This is a genomic window from Streptococcus sp. SS-4456, assembly GCF_036680365.1.
Taxonomy (GTDB): domain Bacteria; phylum Bacillota; class Bacilli; order Lactobacillales; family Streptococcaceae; genus Streptococcus.
In genome coordinates this window covers 17327-33257 of record NZ_JAVIHI010000004.1, presented here as the reverse complement: position 1 = coordinate 33257, position 15931 = coordinate 17327, and the positions used below count along the sequence as shown (strand labels likewise).

Annotated in this window: 18 protein-coding genes; 9 read left to right on the top strand and 9 right to left on the bottom strand. The window is 40.4% G+C overall.

What is annotated here, in order from left to right; translation table 11 throughout:
* Window positions 1-90: 90 nt before the first annotated feature.
* The 4 genes from RFK25_RS02015 to RFK25_RS02000 form a co-directional block, all read right to left on the bottom strand.
* The gene (locus tag RFK25_RS02015) at window positions 91-492 is read right to left on the bottom strand and encodes a nuclear transport factor 2 family protein (RefSeq protein ID WP_332411090.1); all 402 of its coding nucleotides are present in this window, start codon (window positions 490-492) and stop codon (window positions 91-93) included.
* A gap of 3 nt (window positions 493-495) precedes the next feature.
* Window positions 496-1314 carry a cytoplasmic protein gene (locus RFK25_RS02010; RefSeq protein ID WP_105127699.1) on the bottom strand — a complete coding sequence of 273 codons (819 nt, stop codon included), beginning with the start codon at window positions 1312-1314 and terminating at the stop codon, window positions 496-498.
* A 15-nt stretch (window positions 1315-1329) separates the two neighbouring features.
* The gene (locus tag RFK25_RS02005) at window positions 1330-1950 is read right to left on the bottom strand and encodes a thioredoxin (RefSeq protein ID WP_332411088.1); all 621 of its coding nucleotides are present in this window, start codon (window positions 1948-1950) and stop codon (window positions 1330-1332) included.
* Window positions 1951-2117: 167 nt separating this feature from the next.
* The gene (locus RFK25_RS02000) at window positions 2118-2657 is read right to left on the bottom strand and encodes an NADPH-dependent FMN reductase (protein ID WP_332411086.1); all 540 of its coding nucleotides are present in this window, start codon (window positions 2655-2657) and stop codon (window positions 2118-2120) included.
* Between the two features lie 247 nt (window positions 2658-2904).
* Here RFK25_RS02000 and RFK25_RS01995 point away from each other — a divergent pair, with 247 nt between their 5' ends.
* Window positions 2905-3252: a winged helix-turn-helix transcriptional regulator gene (locus tag RFK25_RS01995; protein ID WP_332411084.1), complete on the top strand. Its 348-nt coding sequence runs from the start codon at window positions 2905-2907 to the stop codon at window positions 3250-3252.
* 28 nt (window positions 3253-3280) lie between these two features.
* On the opposite strand, the gene RFK25_RS01990 is transcribed toward RFK25_RS01995, so the two are convergent.
* The gene (locus RFK25_RS01990; RefSeq protein WP_332411081.1) at window positions 3281-4978 is read right to left on the bottom strand and encodes a M3 family oligoendopeptidase; all 1698 of its coding nucleotides are present in this window, start codon (window positions 4976-4978) and stop codon (window positions 3281-3283) included.
* Window positions 4979-5215: 237 nt separating this feature from the next.
* Here RFK25_RS01990 and RFK25_RS01985 point away from each other — a divergent pair, with 237 nt between their 5' ends.
* The 4 genes from RFK25_RS01985 (at window position 5216) to RFK25_RS01970 (ending at window position 9278) form a co-directional block, all read left to right on the top strand.
* Complete coding sequence (locus RFK25_RS01985) at window positions 5216-5632, top strand: hypothetical protein (protein ID WP_332411079.1); 417 nt, start codon at window positions 5216-5218, stop codon at window positions 5630-5632.
* Window positions 5592-7580: a helicase-related protein gene (locus RFK25_RS01980; RefSeq protein ID WP_332411228.1), complete on the top strand. Its 1989-nt coding sequence runs from the start codon at window positions 5592-5594 to the stop codon at window positions 7578-7580. Before RFK25_RS01985 ends, RFK25_RS01980 begins: the two co-directional genes overlap by 41 nt.
* 255 nt (window positions 7581-7835) lie before the next feature.
* Window positions 7836-8771, top strand: a complete 936-nt coding sequence (locus RFK25_RS01975; protein WP_332411078.1) for a manganese-dependent inorganic pyrophosphatase — start codon at window positions 7836-7838, stop codon at window positions 8769-8771.
* 42 nt (window positions 8772-8813) lie between these two features.
* A complete protein-coding gene (locus RFK25_RS01970; RefSeq protein WP_332411077.1) occupies window positions 8814-9278 on the top strand; it encodes a phage tail protein in 465 nt (154 codons plus the stop codon).
* A gap of 53 nt (window positions 9279-9331) precedes the next feature.
* Here the strand turns inward: RFK25_RS01970 and RFK25_RS01965 are convergent, their stop codons facing one another.
* Window positions 9332-9634, bottom strand: coding sequence for a DUF3270 domain-containing protein (locus tag RFK25_RS01965; RefSeq protein WP_332411076.1), 303 nt, complete (start codon window positions 9632-9634; stop codon window positions 9332-9334).
* 158 nt (window positions 9635-9792) lie between these two features.
* Between RFK25_RS01965 and RFK25_RS01960 the strand changes: the two genes are divergently transcribed.
* Entirely contained in the window at window positions 9793-10722 is a 930-nt protein-coding gene (locus RFK25_RS01960; protein WP_332411074.1) for a peptidase U32 family protein, read from the top strand.
* 263 nt (window positions 10723-10985) lie between these two features.
* Window positions 10986-12272, top strand: a complete 1287-nt coding sequence (locus tag RFK25_RS01955) for a peptidase U32 family protein (RefSeq protein WP_332411071.1) — start codon at window positions 10986-10988, stop codon at window positions 12270-12272.
* Between the two features lie 16 nt (window positions 12273-12288).
* Here RFK25_RS01955 and RFK25_RS01950 read toward each other — a convergent pair whose 3' ends face one another.
* Window positions 12289-12612, bottom strand: coding sequence for a hypothetical protein (locus RFK25_RS01950; protein WP_332411070.1), 324 nt, complete (start codon window positions 12610-12612; stop codon window positions 12289-12291).
* 92 nt (window positions 12613-12704) lie between these two features.
* Here RFK25_RS01950 and RFK25_RS01945 point away from each other — a divergent pair, with 92 nt between their 5' ends.
* Window positions 12705-12920 (top strand): YdbC family protein, encoded by a 216-nt coding sequence (locus tag RFK25_RS01945; protein ID WP_004194749.1) that lies wholly within the window; start codon window positions 12705-12707, stop codon window positions 12918-12920.
* 7 nt (window positions 12921-12927) lie between these two features.
* Here RFK25_RS01945 and RFK25_RS01940 read toward each other — a convergent pair whose 3' ends face one another.
* Window positions 12928-13467 carry a biotin transporter BioY gene (locus RFK25_RS01940; protein ID WP_332411068.1) on the bottom strand — a complete coding sequence of 180 codons (540 nt, stop codon included), beginning with the start codon at window positions 13465-13467 and terminating at the stop codon, window positions 12928-12930.
* 185 nt (window positions 13468-13652) lie between these two features.
* On the opposite strand from RFK25_RS01940, the gene RFK25_RS01935 reads away from it, so the two are divergent.
* On the top strand, window positions 13653-14390 hold the full coding sequence (locus RFK25_RS01935) for a cyclase family protein (protein WP_332411066.1): 738 nt from the start codon (window positions 13653-13655) through the stop codon (window positions 14388-14390).
* A 52-nt stretch (window positions 14391-14442) separates the two neighbouring features.
* On the opposite strand, the gene gorA is transcribed toward RFK25_RS01935, so the two are convergent.
* Window positions 14443-15792 (bottom strand): glutathione-disulfide reductase, encoded by a 1350-nt coding sequence (gene gorA / locus RFK25_RS01930; RefSeq protein WP_332411064.1) that lies wholly within the window; start codon window positions 15790-15792, stop codon window positions 14443-14445.
* Between the last annotated feature and the right edge of the window lie 139 nt (window positions 15793-15931).

Sequence of the window (15931 nt, the reverse complement as noted above, 5' to 3'; positions counted from 1 at the left end):
AACTTTCTGATACAATTTATAGGAATTTTCGAGTTACTTAGTATCTTTTGGTGAAGTAACGTGTGACGAATAGACTTTTGAAAATTGATTTTATCTCATAGCTTTCTCAACAAGTGCGCTATCTACGATTTGGATAAAGTGTGTAATTCTATTTTCAGCATTAAAATCGTAAATATGGACAAAGTCTGCTTGGAAGGATTTCTCAGTAAGCTTGTAGGTCCCCTTGTAGTAGCCATAAACCATGACACGGTTTCCTGAAAAGGCGTAATCAACTGGTGTGGCACTATAATTGGTCCATTCAGAACCTAGTCTTGCATGGACGTTTTCAATCACTGCATCTGGACCGATATAGGTACCAGCATAGGGAAAGCCTGCAGCTTCTGTCCAAGAGACATCAGCAGCCAAATGGCTCTTGAAATCTTCTATTCGACCTTGTGCAGTAGCTAGATATGTTTCTTCTAAAATATTTTTATATAATTGATTTTTTGACATACATTACCCCCATGGTATTTCACCTGTTAAGACTTTAGCACTCAATTCTAAGACTGCCTCGTTACGAAGATTAGGGAATTTTTCTTTCATTTTAGCGACAAAAGTAGCTGAGTCCTTGACTTCTTTTTTTAATTTGATTGCTACTTCAATATAGGCGATTGAAAAATCAAGAGCTTGAGAATCAAATGAACCTTCACTATCTGCATGACCTGGAATAATGAGAGAGGCATCCAGTGCCTTCATATCTTTTAATCGATCTTGCCAGGCTTTCAATTTCTCGGTAGTTTGTGAATCTGCTAAGAAGAGGTGAATTTGATTAAAGGTATTGATACCGCCAATAATGGTTTTGGTTTCTGCATTCCAAAGATTGATTTGACTTGGTTCACTACCGAAAAATTCCCATTTATCACCTTCAAATTCTAATGTAGACTCTTGAATGAGCGCTGGTAAAATAATATTTTTAGGAGCTTGGTCACCTAAAGAGCCTCCCCATACCTGTAATTTTTTCGATACTGTTTTTAAAATATGGTCGATAACATAAGACGTTGCATAGACAATGGCTTCTGGGAATGATTTTTTGATAGGCTCAAGAGCAAAATAATAGTCTGGATCCCCTTGAATGATAAAGATTTTTTCTAATGTCAGTTGAGCGTCTTGTAAATAGCGAACAATTCGCTCTCCTTCTGATTGTTTAAACCCTGAACCTACAAGGAGAGCCTTGCCATTTTTAATGATTAAGGTCGCCGTAACCATAAAACTTGATTCGTCATTTGTAAAGATGTGTAATTCTGTTCCATTTTGTAGCTTATAATGTTTTTCCATAAATAGTTACCCTTTCTATTGCGTAATAGCTGCTTGGAAATTTTTTTCCAAATCGTCTACTGTGCGAACTTTATTGATAAGATTAAAGAAGTTTCCGTCTTTTTCAAGTAACAAGGTTGGGAAAGAGGTTACCCCCATTTCATAAGCCTTGATAAAGTCTGGGTGTAGATTTTCTGGTTGATTCAAGATGCTTGATAGTTCTTCCATAGCCTTTGTAGGTAACTGATAGGTACCGATTAGGCTGGTGTAACTGTCTGCCTGACTGAGGTCTAACCCATCTTCAAAAAATAAGGCTTGAATGTCTAATGATAGCTGAGCATGGTTAGGTGTCTCAACATAGTTTTTCAAGACTGAGTAGGCTCTAGCAGGACCAAGGGAGTCCATGGTAAAGTCCTTATCCTTAAACAATTGATTGTAGTTATCGCCAAAAGACATTTGGTAATAGCTTTCGATTTGTTTATTGATGGTCTGTGCCTGCTGGAAATCAACCATTTTCTTTTTGTTATCTCCGACAAACAAGCCTCCGTTAATGACCTCTATTTCTATGTCAGGATGGTCTTGCATGAATTTTGTGAAAATGTGGTTAAAGCCGTAGGTCCAACCACAATAAGCATCGATGATGTAATATAGTTTCATTTTATTTTTCTTTCATCTTATTTTCTTGGTTTTTGATTAGAATTTACCATTGCTATTGGCAGCTTTGGAATCTTCCTCGATTGGTACAACAACATCCCAGAGTTCTGCAATTCTATCATCTTCAACTCGATAAAGATCATAGAAGGATGTATATTGACCTGTAGAGTCTAAGCTTCTAACAAAGCTTGAGCTTGCGCTTGCAAACCAGCGATGGCTTCCTCTGACAATACCAACTGTCCAGTTCCCCATGCTTCTGGGTTGACGGTAGTCCCTGTAAACTCACCAACGACTTGCATGCGAACAAATGGTAGGAGTGCCTGGTAGCTAGCAAGCATTGGCTCGTGTCCAGCATTTGCTACAGATGACACAGTTACAATCTTATCTTGTAGTGCAGATGGGCCACGTGTTTCTGACAAGTCAAGGGCACGGCTCAGCCAGTCAATCAAGTTTTTCACTGTGCCTGGAATAGCAAAGTTGTAAACTGGTGAGAAAATCCAGATAGCATCTGCAGCCATAATCGCATCGCGTGCAGCTTGGACAGCTGGCAAGACTGGTGTTTCAAGATCTTGGTTCATAAGCGGGATTTCTTTATAGTTAAGATAAGATACAGTTGCTTGACCTTCTAAGATGCTTTCAGCCTGTTTAGCCATTTGGTGGTTGAATGAACCTTCACGTAGTGAACCGACGATAAATAAAATGTTTTTCATGTTTTTTTCTTCCTTTTTTGTAAATATATTTTTGAAAACTGAGATTAGTGACATAGGTACTCCTTTGTATTATACAGTGCAATTGATATTCATTGTATCGCTCCTTTTGAGAAAATACTTTCCTGCTTTCGCAGTTTATGGTATTATTGTAACAGGTACTAAAAATAATACAAGTACGATTTTTTTGAATAGTCACTATCTTTTTGTGAAGTAATGTGTAGTATCAAGGAAAAATAAAGGAGAAATTATGGCAACTTTCACACAACATACGGTTCCGGAGTGTCCTTATGTGACCACTCAGAGTGTCTTATCAGGGAAATGGAGTATCTTATTACTACATCATATCGAAGAAGGTCCTATTCGTTTCAATGAATTGCACCGTCGATTGATAGGCATTTCACAGGCAACCTTGACCAAGCAGCTGCGCCAGTTGGAAGAGGACGGCCTGATTGTCCGCAAGGTTTATGCACAGGTTCCGCCAAAAGTAGAATATGAACTGAGCGAGATTGGTCAGGAATTCAAGATGGTTCTTCAACAAATTGAAGTTTTTGGGGATAAGTACATCGAATTTGTCAAAGCACAAAAATCTGAATGAGTTCGTATATCATTCAGATTTTTGTGTTTTATAAGTCGCTATCATTAACTGCATTTAACCAATCGGCAGCAGCCTTGGCTGTGCTTTCGAGGGCACCTTCTTTGAACGGTGATTGGAGGTTTGCGGCTTCAACCACTTGCAAGAAGGACTTGGTTCCGCCCAAATCACAGATGCGGATGTAGTCTTCCCAAGCATTTTCATCGTGATCTACCTGCGTACGTTTCCAGAATTGAAGGGCACAAACTTGGGCCAAGGTGTAGTCAATGTAGTAGAATGGGCTAGCAAAGATATGACCTTGACGATACCAGAAGATACCGCGGTTGAGGGCTTCTGACTCGGAATAGTCACGGTCTGGCAAGTAGAGGTCTTGGAGTTTTTTCCAAGTCGCCTTGCGTTCAGCTGGTGTCATCTCTGGATGTTCATAGACTTCGTGCTGGAAGTGATCCACCAAGACACCGTAAGGCAAGAAGAGGAGGGTGCCAGCCAAGTGGCTGAATTTATACTTATCCACCTGCTCCTTGAAGAAACGGTCCATCCAAGGCCAAGTCATAAATTCCATAGACATGGAGTGGATTTCACAGGTTTCGTAGGTTGGCCAAACAACTTCTGGACTTTGAATCCAACGGGAACGATAGACTTGGAAGGCGTGACCTGCTTCGTGGGTTAAAACATCAATATCGCCGCTGGTTCCGTTGAAGTTAGAGAAGATGAATGGGCTCTTGAAATCAGGGATATAGGTACAGTAGCCACCGCTGTTTTTGCCTGGTTTTGCGACCAAGTCCAAGAGTTCATGCTCAATCATGAAGTCGAAGAACTCGCCTGTTTCTGTGGACAATTCACGGTACATGTCTTGGGCTTGGCTGACGATAAAGTCGGGGTCACCTTGTGGGACTGCATTTCCGTCTAAGAACTCAAGATTGAGGTCGTAGTGTTTCAGGCTTGGCACCTGCAAGCGTTTGGCTTGGCGTTCACGAAGATTTTGCACAATCGGCACGATATGCTTGAGGATTTCTTCACGGTAAACCTTGACCATGTCACGATTGTAATCGAAACGGTTCATCTTGAGGTAGCCGTATTCCACATAGTCCTTGAAGCCAAGTTTGTGGGCGATTGCCGTGCGGACCTTGACTAATTCATCGTAAACACGGTCAAAGTCAGCTTCCTTGCTTTCAAAGAAGGCAGTTGTGGCAGCAGAAGCAGCCTTGCGTACTTCACGGTCGGTTGATTGACCGAATGGCCCCATTTGTGACAAGTTGTAGGTCTGACCTTGGAAATCAATCTCTGCACCCGCAATCAGTTTGCTGTATTCATCAGATAATTCATTTTCTTTTTGCAGTAATGGAATGACGTCTGACGAGAAGGTCTTGAGCTTGTTTTCTGCCTGCATGAAGAAGGTTTGAGGCAAGATATCTGACAACTCTTCCTTATAAGGCGTCTGGACAATGACACGGTAGTAGTTGGTGGTCAATTCTTCAAAAAGTGGCGAATATTCATTCCAAAACTTGGTTTCTTCATTGTAGAACTCATCGTTCATGTCGATAGTATGACGGATCATCCAGAGGTTGTACTGGGTATCGATCAGGTTGAGCAATTTGGTAACGGCTGCCACAAGTGTGCGAGTTGTTTCCAAGTCATTTGCCTGAGCCAACTGGTCGGTTAAGTCAGTAAATTGAGCCTTGATGGCTTCATAATCTGGACGGACATAGGTATAGTCTGAAAATTTCATATGTTTCTCCTTTTGTTTTGTATGCTACTATCTTACTCTTTTTGTGCGGGTTTGGCAAATCTAGAATCAAAGACTAATGTTGTTTATCTCAATATCTAAAAAGAATAATTTTAGTTTTCAACAAAAAATTTATTACAATTCAAAGGTTAAGAGAAACACCTCCTCAGAAGATAATTATTCTTGACTAGAATATACTATTAAATTATTATATAATAAAAATATAAATGGAGGATTTCTATGAAAAAATTTAAAACTTCAATTCAAAATTATTTCGGAACATTAAAAGAGGAGAAAACGATTTATGCTCTGAAAGGGTTTAATTATTGGTTAGATGGAATTGATTCAAATTTATTTTTTGGAGATACAGAACTATTTCAAAAAGGTTATACTGATTTTGAAGGAATTAAATTAGAAGTTCAACAATTAGCGCAAGCAAGCGATACAAAACTAATATTATTTGAGAATTTGCTCTATCTTCAAGAAGAAAAACTTCTTGCTGCAATTGAATTATTTACAGGGTATAAAATAATAATAATTGAAAATAACTTTTTCGAGGGTTACTATCCAGGTTTTCAAAATAATATTAAAAATCAGTGGGAAGATTTTTTTAGTGATGAAGATATCAAATACAGATATCACGGGTCTTATCGGTGATCGAAAAATTGGATTATTAGTTGTTGATGAAGCTCACATCGTAGCAACTTGGGGAAAATCATTTAGGCCAGATTATTGGTATTTAGGGGATTTTATTTCTAAACTTAGAAAAAATGAAAAATCAGATCAAAATTTTCCAATTGCTACCTTTACAGCTACTTCGACTTTTGGTGGGGATGACAATATGTATCTGGATATTATTGAGTCGCTCAGAATGACCCCTGAAAGATTCTTAGGTAGGGTAAAAAGAGATGACCTTGAATTTGATATTAATAATAAAGTTAAAAATATCAATTATCAAGACGAAAAAATTGCTACTGCAGTTGCAAAAATAAATGAATTACAAAAAACAGGTGAAAAGACTCTAGTTTATGTCCCTTATACCAGTCATATTGAAGAATTATATAGAAGATTAGATAATCCAAATAAAGTGGGAAAATATTATGGAGGAATGTTTGCTGGAGAAAAAAATGAGACACTAGAACAAATAGTTAGCGGAGAAAAAAATGTTGTTTTAGCTACTAAGGCTTTCGGCATGGGAATTGACATAAATGACATAAAATATGTCTATCATTTTGCGCCTACTGGTAGTATACCTGACTATGTACAAGAAATTGGACGTGCAGCTAGAGATAAAGGAATGATTGGAATAGCTACCACTGATTTTTTCAAGGAAGATTTCCGATACATAAATCAACTATTTGGAATGTCTAGTATCAAAAATTGGCAGATTATTGCGGTTTTAAATAAAATTTTTGATTTGTATAGGAAGTATAGGAAGCGTAATTTTTTAGTTTCACCAATGGAGTTTTCTTATATCTTTGCAAATGAATTGGATTCAACTAAAATTGATGCTCAACTAAAAACAGCTTTACTAATCATTAAAAAAGATTTTGAATATAATGAGTCAAACTATATCCCATTAATATTTAAGCCACGTAGTATGTTTACAAATGGATATTTTATGATTCATAATGATTTTTTAGGAACATTAAAGTTAAATGGAAAAATTAAATATTTTAGAAAAATAGATTTGCCGAAATCTCAGTGGAATATGACTCAAAATACTCCAGTACAAGTTGAATCTCTTGGTGAAACGTATGTCATTGATTTTAAAAGACTTTGGGAAGAAGAATATAAGGAGGTTTCATTTGCAAATTTTAAGCGATTGTTTTTTGGGAATGAACTAACCGATTTTGATTTTAAGGTTGGAGAAAAGTTAATTCAGAGGACTATTGTTGAAGTTAGAGCAGAAAAGATGACTTTCGATAATGTGATAACTGAATTATCAGACGTATTGAATAGCTTAAAAGATATATTCGATGATATCAAACAATTAGGAAAACACTTTACATTAAAAAAATTAGCAGAAGAATTGAAAAATAGAATTTCTTTTAATAACACTTATACGGCAGATTTGTTAGCTCAATCCATAATATATATATTAAATAATGTTGAAATAGGCAGTTTTGATCAAAGAAATTTTGCAACCTACAATACACAAACTGATAAATGGAATATCCAAAACTCGACATATGAAATCAGGATAAAAAAATTAATAAAACAAGCGTACTCAAATTTCGATATATCATCTCGTGAGTCAATTCGATATATATCTGTCAAGGGAAGAAACAGCAATAGGAATATACATATATTGTTAGCTCAAGTGATTGAAATACTTGAACTTGCCACTGTTAATATCCGATCAGGAGATAATCCGGAATTTTTTATTCGTGTTAATAACTCAAATGCAATCGAAAAAATATTACGGAATCCGTATTATCAAAGCAAAACTGTGGAATTAGTACAAAAAAAACACAGAGATTCGGTGGAAATCATGGAATATTTCTTTACTCAACTTTCGACCAAAGAGGAGCGCTGGGACTTAATAGAACGTTACTTTTTAGGTCAATTTAGTATTAAAGATCTGGATAAATATAAAAAATAAAATTATCTCAAATGAATTCATGCAATGGGAATAAATAATCATTCAAATATTCAAATTTTGGGTAAAAAGTTCAGTTGTTTGTGCTTTTCAAAAATATTTAATTCTTCAATTGTTTAGCAAAGTCTGCCTCACAAACAATAAATTACTTTATTCCTAGTAACTACATCGTTTGGCAAATGCCGACCCGTCCATGTTCACAAGTCCTTTTATTTATGGTAAAATGTAGAAGATTATTAGAAAAATGAGGTTTGAATTATGTCAAAATTTTTAGTTTTTGGTCACCAAAATCCTGACACGGATGCGATCGCATCTTCATATGGTTGGGCTTACTTGGAGCGTGAGGCTTTCGGTCGCGATGCGGAAGCAGTTGCCCTCGGCACTCCAAATGAAGAAACTGCCTTTGCTCTGGACTACTTTGGTGTAACAGCACCGCGTGTGGTTGAATCTGCCAAGGCAGAAGGTGTCAGCCAAGTGATTTTGACCGACCACAACGAATTCCAACAGTCTATCGCAGACATCAAGGAGGTTGAAGTCGCAGCGGTTATCGACCACCACCGCATTGCCAACTTTGAAACAGCTAACCCGCTTTATATGCGTTTGGAGCCAGTTGGGTCAGCATCTTCTATCGTTTACCGTGCTGCCAAGGAAAATGGTGTTAGCCTTCCTAAAGAGGTAGCAGGCCTGCTCTTGTCTGGCTTGATTTCAGATACCCTCTTGCTCAAATCGCCAACCACTCACGTATCTGACCCACAGGTCGCAGCTGAATTGGCAGAATTGGCAGGAGTAAACTTGGAAGAATACGGCTTGGCACTTTTGAAAGCTGGTACCAACCTTGCTAGCAAGTCAGCAGAAGAATTGATTGACATCGATGCCAAAACATTTGGCTTGAATGGTAATGACGTCCGTGTAGCTCAAGTCAACACTGTTGATATTGCGGAAGTTTTGGAACGCCAAGCAGAGATTGAAGCAGCAATGACAGCAGCTTCTGCAGCAAACGGCTACTCTGACTTTGTCCTCATGATTACGGACATCGTCAACTCAAACTCTGAAATCCTCGCCCTTGGAAGCAACATGGACAAGGTGGAAGCAGCCTTCAACTTCAAGTTGGAAAACAACCATGCCTTCCTTGCTGGTGCCGTTTCCCGTAAGAAACAAGTGGTGCCACAATTAACAGAAGCATTTAACGCGTAAATACCTAGCACCTTCGGGTGCTTTTTTACTAAAGGAGAAACAATGTCCTATACAGTTAATTTCAAAGAAGTCGAAACGACAGGCTTGGAAACCAGCCCTGTCGCAGCTGTCTTGGCAGGTCTACGTGCCAATGAAGCCCGCTATTTCTGGAACAAGTACAAGCAGGAGTTCGTGGTCTATAGCCCAGAGGAGAAGCCTGAAATCTTGCCCTTCATCGAGAAGGTCTTGGCAGAGCGGGACATGAACTTTCCATATACCCCGCTTAACGTAGCCCAGCTTGAAGTAGATGGCATTCTCTGGTCATTTGTCTTTTATGACAATGGCTTGGCTGTCAATGTCCTCTATACGCTAGAAGAAGGGGGCAAACGAGCTGTCGGATTCAAATTGTCAGACGGGATTGACATTCCCAAAGAATTTGAAGGAAAATTCAAGTTTGCCCGCCAACGCTCCAAACTGGCAGGCGAAATCCGTGGAACCTTCTTTGTGGTCAAGGGTAACTATCTATAAGGTGGTCATAGAAAGTTTAGGAAAATAAAAAAGGCTGAGAATGACTTCTCTGCCTATTTTTTTACTTTGTACAATATTCTTTTTTTAAGTCCAACTTGAACCAAACGAAAACCGATGAGGCCTGTAGCACTTGCTAATGCGAGGGCAAGAAAAACAGGGATATCTAAAGCTAGGTAGATGTAGCTAGAGATAACTGTGATTAGGCTAAATAGAACAATATTCACAAAGAATAAGAGTTCATTGATGCGTTCTTTTTTTGCATTTTTTACCTGATAGGCTTGAACAGTTGTGCTTTTCTCTTTCGGGATATACTCTTCGTACTGGTATTCTTGGGACTGATAGTGTCTTGATGCCATATCGTCTCCTTTTCTGCCTTTTAAGAATAACATAACATTTATGAAATTTTATGTCAGCAATATTACAATATGGTTACAAGAGAAAATGAGAAAAGTCTGAACATTAAATTTTATGGTATTCTATATTTCGCTAAAAACTTTGTGATATAATTAACTTTATGGGAAAAATTATCATTACAGCAACAGCTGAAAGTATTGAACAGGTCAAGGAACTGCTTGCGGCAGGGGTTGATCGCATCTATGTTGGAGAAGCCGACCATGCCCTCCGCATTCCGACAAACTTTACTTATGATGAGCTTCGGGAAATAGCAGTGCTGGTCCATGATGCAGGTAAGGAATTGACGGTTGCCGCAAACGCCCTTATGCACCAAGACATGATGGACAATATCAAGCCATTTATGGACTTGATGAAGGAAATCAAGGTAGATTATCTGGTTGTAGGCGATACAGGTATTTTTTATGTCAACAAGCGAGATGGTTACAATTTTAAGCTGATTTACGATACCTCTGTCTTTGTGACTTCAAGTCGCCAAATTAACTTCTGGAAAGACCATGGGGCTGTCGAAGCCGTATTGGCACGGGAAATTCCGTCGGAAGAACTATTTGACATTGCCAAAAATTTGGAAATTCCAGCGGAAATCCTGGTTTACGGTGCTTCGGTTATTCACCATTCCAAGAGAACCCTGTTACGGAATTACTACAATTTTACCAAGGCGGATGAAACAGACTTGTCACGTGGACGCGGACTTTTCTTAGCTGAGCCGAGCGACCCAGATAGCCACTATTCTATCTTTGAAGACAAGCATGGTACCCATATCTTTATCAACAATGACATTGATATGATGACCAAGCTGTCAGAATTAGATGAGCATGGCTATCGTAACTGGAAGTTAGATGGTATCTATTGCCCAGGTCAAAACTTTGTAGCAATTGCTAAGCTTTTTGTTCAAGCAAGAGATTTGATTGAAAAAGGCGACTTCACTTATGATCAGGCCTTCCTTTTGGATGAACAGGTTCGCAAGCTCCATCCAGCTGAACGTGGCTTGGATACAGGCTTCTACGAATTTGACCGTAATAAGGTTAAATAACAATATTTATAGCAGAATTTATTTTAACCTGACAGAGTTAGCCCTGTCCTAGGTTGCCGAATGAAAAATTGTCGTTTTCACTCGGAACATGTCTTAATTATAGTTAATCTACATTCTATCCTGGCAGAGTTAGCTCTGTCACTTACTATGTAAGGTCAGAGCACGAAAACGCCTTTGGGCGATTTTCTAAACTCTGCACTAGGTTTCCGAGTGAAACAACATCGTTTACAGTATTCTATCCTGCAAATAGAAAGAAGTATATTATGTCAAAAACATTAAAGCGTCCCGAGGTATTGTCACCTGCCGGGACTTTGGAAAAATTAAAGGTTGCCATTGACTATGGTGCTGATGCTGTCTTTGTCGGCGGTCAGGCCTACGGTCTGCGTAGCCGGGCTGGGAACTTTACCATGGACGAGATGCGGGAAGGGATTGAATATGCCCATGCCCGTGGTGCCAAGGTCTATGTAGCGGCCAACATGGTCACCCATGAAGGAAATGAAGAAGGGGCAGGAGCCTGGTTCCGTGAATTGAGGGATATGGGCTTGGATGCCGTTATCGTGTCTGACCCAGCCCTCATCGTCATCTGTGCGACAGAGGCGCCGGGACTTGAAATTCACCTGTCTACCCAGGTTTCATCGACCAACTATGAAACCTTTGAGTTCTGGAAGGAATTGGGCCTGACCCGTGTCGTCTTGGCCCGTGAAGTGACCATGGAAGAGGTGGCTGAAATCCGCAAACGAACAGATGTTGAAATCGAAGCCTTTGTCCACGGTGCCATGTGTATCTCCTACTCAGGCCGCTGCGTCCTCTCCAACCACATGAGCAAGCGCGATGCCAACCGCGGCGGTTGCTCCCAGTCTTGCCGTTGGAAGTACAACCTCTACGACCTACCTTTCGGCGAAGAACGTCGTTCCATTAAAGGGGAAATCCCAGAGGAGTTCTCCATGTCTGCGGTGGATATGTGTATGATTGACCATATCCCAGATATGATTGAAAACGGGGTCGATAGCCTGAAAATCGAAGGCCGAATGAAATCTGTCCACTACGTATCAACCGTGACCAACTGCTATAAGGCGGCGGTCGATGCCTATCTAGAAAGTCCAGAAAAGTTTGAAGCGATCAAACAAGACCTGATTGACGAAATGTGGAAGGTTGCTCAACGGGAATTGGCGACAGGTTTCTACTACAGCCCACCGAGCGAAAACGAACAGCTTTTCGGTGCCCGCCGTAAAATTCCAGAATACAAATTCATCGCCGAAGTAGTGGCCTTTGACAAGGATACTATGACTGCCACTATCCGCCAACGCAATGTTATCAACGAAGGTGACCAAGTAGAGTTTTACGGACCAGGCTTCCGCCACTTTGAAACCACTATTCAGGAACTTCGCGATTCAAATGGAGAAAAGATTGAACGTGCAAACAAGCCGATGGAACTCCTGACCATCAAACTAGACCGTGAAATCTATCCTGGTGATATGATTCGTGCCTGCAAGTCAGGTCTTATCAATCTCTACCAAGAAGATGGTCAATCATTGACTATTAGAGCATAAAATAAAAGGCTGAAGTTCAGCCTTTTGTTTGTTTTTGGGAGTTTTTTACACTTTCTGGAACTAGGGTGATTTTCTTAATATCTTGGATATTGATAATACTGGTTACCCGACGTTTGAAATTTTTCATGATGATCCGTTGGCGTTCCTTATCGTATTTGACAATATCGCCTGTAAAACTGCGGTCGTTGTAGATAACATGAATAGCAGCTTTCTTGTAAAGGGCTAACTCCAGATTATTTTTAATATCTTCCTTGCTGTCAGGCTCAATGGTCTTAGGAGCTTTGCTATTGCCCAAAAAGATATTGACCTGCTCTAAAATAACTTCAAAAAATCTCTTCATGGCATTATCCTTTCAAACTTGTTATAATTATAGTATCCAATTTTCGCAAAAATGACAAGTTTTTTCGAACAAATAAGTGAAGGAGGTAACAAATGGCAGAATTTACATTTGAAATCGAAGAAAAACTCTTGGTCCTATCTGAAAATGATAAGGGCTGGACCAAGGAACTCAATCGTGTATCATTTAATGGCGCACCAGCCAAGTATGATATCCGTACCTGGAGCCCTGACCACACTAAGATGGGCAAGGGGATCACGCTCAGCAATGAAGAATTCCAAGTTCTCTTGGATGCCTTTGCTAATAAATAAAAGAAGCCTAAGCGAAAAAGGCTTCTTTTTTGGTGATAGGTTGCAATAGGCGGTGGCAAAGGGTGACTAAGCTAATTTTGACCAAGTCTGGAAGGATAAAGGGTAGAACCGTCCATGCCAATGTATCTGACCAGCTCGCTCCTGAAACAAACTTAAAGACCAAACAGCCTAAGAGGAAGCAACTTGCTGTTCCGAGAAGGCAGGCTGAGAAAACAGTCACAGGTGAGGAAGTTGACTTGGTGAGGACAGAAGTAATAGCAGCATAGACTAGGAAGCCCCATAAAAAGCCTGCAGTTGGTCCCACGAGAGCAGCAAATCCACCTGAGAATCCAGCAAAGACGGGAAGGCCGATAGCGCCTAGAGTTAGATAAAGGGCTAAACTTGCAATGGCTTCTTTCGGCTTGTATAAACAAGCTACTAAGCCGATAGCCAAGGTTTGTAGAGTAAAGGGAACAGGGCCAATAGAAAGGCTGACTTGTGACAGGGCAGCAATGATAGCTGTTCCGATAGCGATGTAAACAAGAGATTTCGTAGAATGGTTTGTCATTTTGTTATCCTTTTTATTTTTCTAGGTTAACAAAATTATAGACATTCTAGTCGTGAAAGTCAATGCTTCTGCCATCGGATGTAACAGGGTTATAGTTTTTATTTATGGGAGTAGATAGAAAATATATATTAGTAGACTTACTTCTTTCATGTTAGAATAATAAAAAAAAGAAAGCGAGAATTGCCATGTCAGAACTACTTGAAATTTACCAGACCCTTAAATCTAAAACCTGGGTGGACTTGACCCATCAAATCAATGAGAATAGCCCGCATTTTCCAGCTCTCCCAGCCTTGGAGAAAAAGGCCTTGTTTACTCACAAGGACGGATTTTTTGTTGAACAATTTACGGTTGTCGGCCAATACGGTACCCATATCGATCCGCCTATCCACTTTGTAGAAGGGGCTCGCTATCTAGATGAAATTGACTTGAAAGACTTGCTCTTACCTCTCTATGTGATTGATAAGTCGGAGGCAGTTGTAGCCAATAATGACTACGAGATTAGCAAGCAAGATATTCTGGATTTTGAGGTTGAGCATGGTCCAATTGCACCTGAATCTTTTGTTGCTTTTCGCTCGGATTGGTCAAAACGTTGGCCAAGTCAGGATGCTGTGCGAAACTTGGATGACCAAGGGGTACAACATACACCAGGTTGGAGCCACGAGGCCTTGCAATACTTGATTGAAGAGCGTAAGGTAAAAGCGGTTGGACATGAAACTCTGGATACGGATTCAGGAGTATCGGCTGCCAAGCATGGTGGCAGCTTGCCAGAAGAATACTATCTCTTGTCCAAAGACATTTATCAGTTGGAAGTGTTGAATAATTTGGATCAGGTGCCAGCAACAGGAGCCCTGATTTCCATTGCCTTTCCACATTGGGAAAAGGCTTCGGGTTCGCCAGTGCGTGCCATAGCTATTTTACCATAAGAAAAAGCCAGACAGCGTGCTTACCTACACTTGTCTGGCCTTTTTATTTCTTTTAACGCATGGTGACAAATTCTTCCGCCCCTGTTGGGTGGATGGCCACAACGGCATCAAATTCTTCCTTGGTTGCTCCCATCTTAATGGCAACTGAGAAACCTTGAATCATTTCATCGACACCATAGCCAATGCCGTGTAAACCGACGACCTTTTCATTTTCGCCAACTGTGACTAACTTAAACTTAGCCATTTGGCGATTGTTTGCTAGAGCTGTGTACATGGAAGTAAAGGCTGAAGTATAGACTTTTACCTCTTCTTGACCGTATTGGGCGATGGCTTCTTCCTCGGTTAAGCCAACTGTTCCGATAGCAGGATGAGAAAAAACAACAGTCGGGATATTCGTATAATCCATTTTAGCAGTCGGTTTATTGTTGAAGAGGCGTTCTGCCAATAAGCGACCAGCCTTGATGGCTACGGGTGTCAACTCTTTTTCACCTGTCACATCACCAAGGGCATAGATGCCAGGGACGCCGGTTTCTTGGTATTCATCCACAGCGATATGCCCAGACGGTGTTAGTTGCACACCAGCTGCTTCAAGATTGAGCTGCCCCACATTTGGTTTACGACCAATTGCCCAGAGAACCTGTTGAGCAGTATGGCTGCTTCCGTCCTCAAAGTTGATTTGAATGAAGCCATCCTCAGTTTTTTCTAGGCTGACAGGTGTTTTCCCAGTATGGAGTGGGAGGTTAGTACGCTCCATTTCTTCCATCAATGCTTGGATGATGTAGCCATCAAAATTACGAAGGGGGCGATTGCCACGGACAAAGAGATCAGTTTGGACACCAAGTCCATGGAGGAGTCCAGCCATTTCGACAGCGATATAGCCAGCCCCGATGACTGCTACAGATGTAGGCAATTTTTCCCAAGCAAAGACATCATCCGATACGATGCCAAGCTCACTTCCTGGAATATTTGGAACAGCAGGCTGGGCTCCAGTTGCAATGACAATGTGCTTGGCACGAATGAGTTGGCCATTGACTTCCACCGTTTGGGAATCAACAAAGCGGGCAAATCCCTTGATGACTTCAACTCCGTTATTTTTAAAGGTATTCCCATAGGATGTACGGGACCGTTCAATGTAGGCTTCACGGTTTTTCCGCAAGGTAGCAAAATCAAAAGTCACTTCCTGGCTGGTAAATCCATACTCTGGACCATAGTGATGAATGGCTTCTGAAACTTGAGAACCATACCACATGATTTTTTTAGGAACACAGCCAAGATTGACACAGGTACCGCCTAGATTGCTCCCCTCGATAACAGCAGCTTTTGCCCCATACATAGCCGCACGGTTCATGGTAGCAATACCTCCGCTACCTCCACCAATGGCAATGATATCAAATTCTTTCATTTGTTTTCTCCTCTTCATTGATTTACTATCTCCATTCTACCCTTTTTTTATTTTTCAATCAAAAATCCGCTACGGCTCCCTGAGAACCTCTAGTCATAGCTTGAACTTTCAGATATAGGTTAGTAATTTAGTCATTCAA

Excerpts from the sequence above, each read along its gene's own strand:
- RFK25_RS01985 (WP_332411079.1), top strand. The coding sequence starts at position 5,216 with ATGAAAAAATTTAAAACTTCAATTCAAAATTATTTCGGAACATTAAAA.
- RFK25_RS01940 (WP_332411068.1), bottom strand. The coding sequence starts at position 13,467 with ATGACAAACCATTCTACGAAATCTCTTGTTTACATCGCTATCGGAACA.
- RFK25_RS01980 (WP_332411228.1), top strand. The coding sequence starts at position 5,592 with ATGAAGATATCAAATACAGATATCACGGGTCTTATCGGTGATCGAAAA.
- RFK25_RS01935 (WP_332411066.1), top strand. The coding sequence starts at position 13,653 with ATGTCAGAACTACTTGAAATTTACCAGACCCTTAAATCTAAAACCTGG.
- RFK25_RS01945 (WP_004194749.1), top strand. The coding sequence starts at position 12,705 with ATGGCAGAATTTACATTTGAAATCGAAGAAAAACTCTTGGTCCTATCT.
- RFK25_RS01970 (WP_332411077.1), top strand. The coding sequence starts at position 8,814 with ATGTCCTATACAGTTAATTTCAAAGAAGTCGAAACGACAGGCTTGGAA.
- RFK25_RS01990 (WP_332411081.1), bottom strand. The coding sequence starts at position 4,978 with ATGAAATTTTCAGACTATACCTATGTCCGTCCAGATTATGAAGCCATC.
- RFK25_RS01950 (WP_332411070.1), bottom strand. The coding sequence starts at position 12,612 with ATGAAGAGATTTTTTGAAGTTATTTTAGAGCAGGTCAATATCTTTTTG.
- RFK25_RS02005 (WP_332411088.1), bottom strand. The coding sequence starts at position 1,950 with ATGAAACTATATTACATCATCGATGCTTATTGTGGTTGGACCTACGGC.
- RFK25_RS01960 (WP_332411074.1), top strand. The coding sequence starts at position 9,793 with ATGGGAAAAATTATCATTACAGCAACAGCTGAAAGTATTGAACAGGTC.
- RFK25_RS02015 (WP_332411090.1), bottom strand. The coding sequence starts at position 492 with ATGTCAAAAAATCAATTATATAAAAATATTTTAGAAGAAACATATCTA.
- RFK25_RS01955 (WP_332411071.1), top strand. The coding sequence starts at position 10,986 with ATGTCAAAAACATTAAAGCGTCCCGAGGTATTGTCACCTGCCGGGACT.
- RFK25_RS02000 (WP_332411086.1), bottom strand. The coding sequence starts at position 2,657 with ATGAAAAACATTTTATTTATCGTCGGTTCACTACGTGAAGGTTCATTC.
- gorA (WP_332411064.1), bottom strand. The coding sequence starts at position 15,792 with ATGAAAGAATTTGATATCATTGCCATTGGTGGAGGTAGCGGAGGTATT.
- RFK25_RS01995 (WP_332411084.1), top strand. The coding sequence starts at position 2,905 with ATGGCAACTTTCACACAACATACGGTTCCGGAGTGTCCTTATGTGACC.
- RFK25_RS02010 (WP_105127699.1), bottom strand. The coding sequence starts at position 1,314 with ATGGAAAAACATTATAAGCTACAAAATGGAACAGAATTACACATCTTT.
- RFK25_RS01965 (WP_332411076.1), bottom strand. The coding sequence starts at position 9,634 with ATGGCATCAAGACACTATCAGTCCCAAGAATACCAGTACGAAGAGTAT.
- RFK25_RS01975 (WP_332411078.1), top strand. The coding sequence starts at position 7,836 with ATGTCAAAATTTTTAGTTTTTGGTCACCAAAATCCTGACACGGATGCG.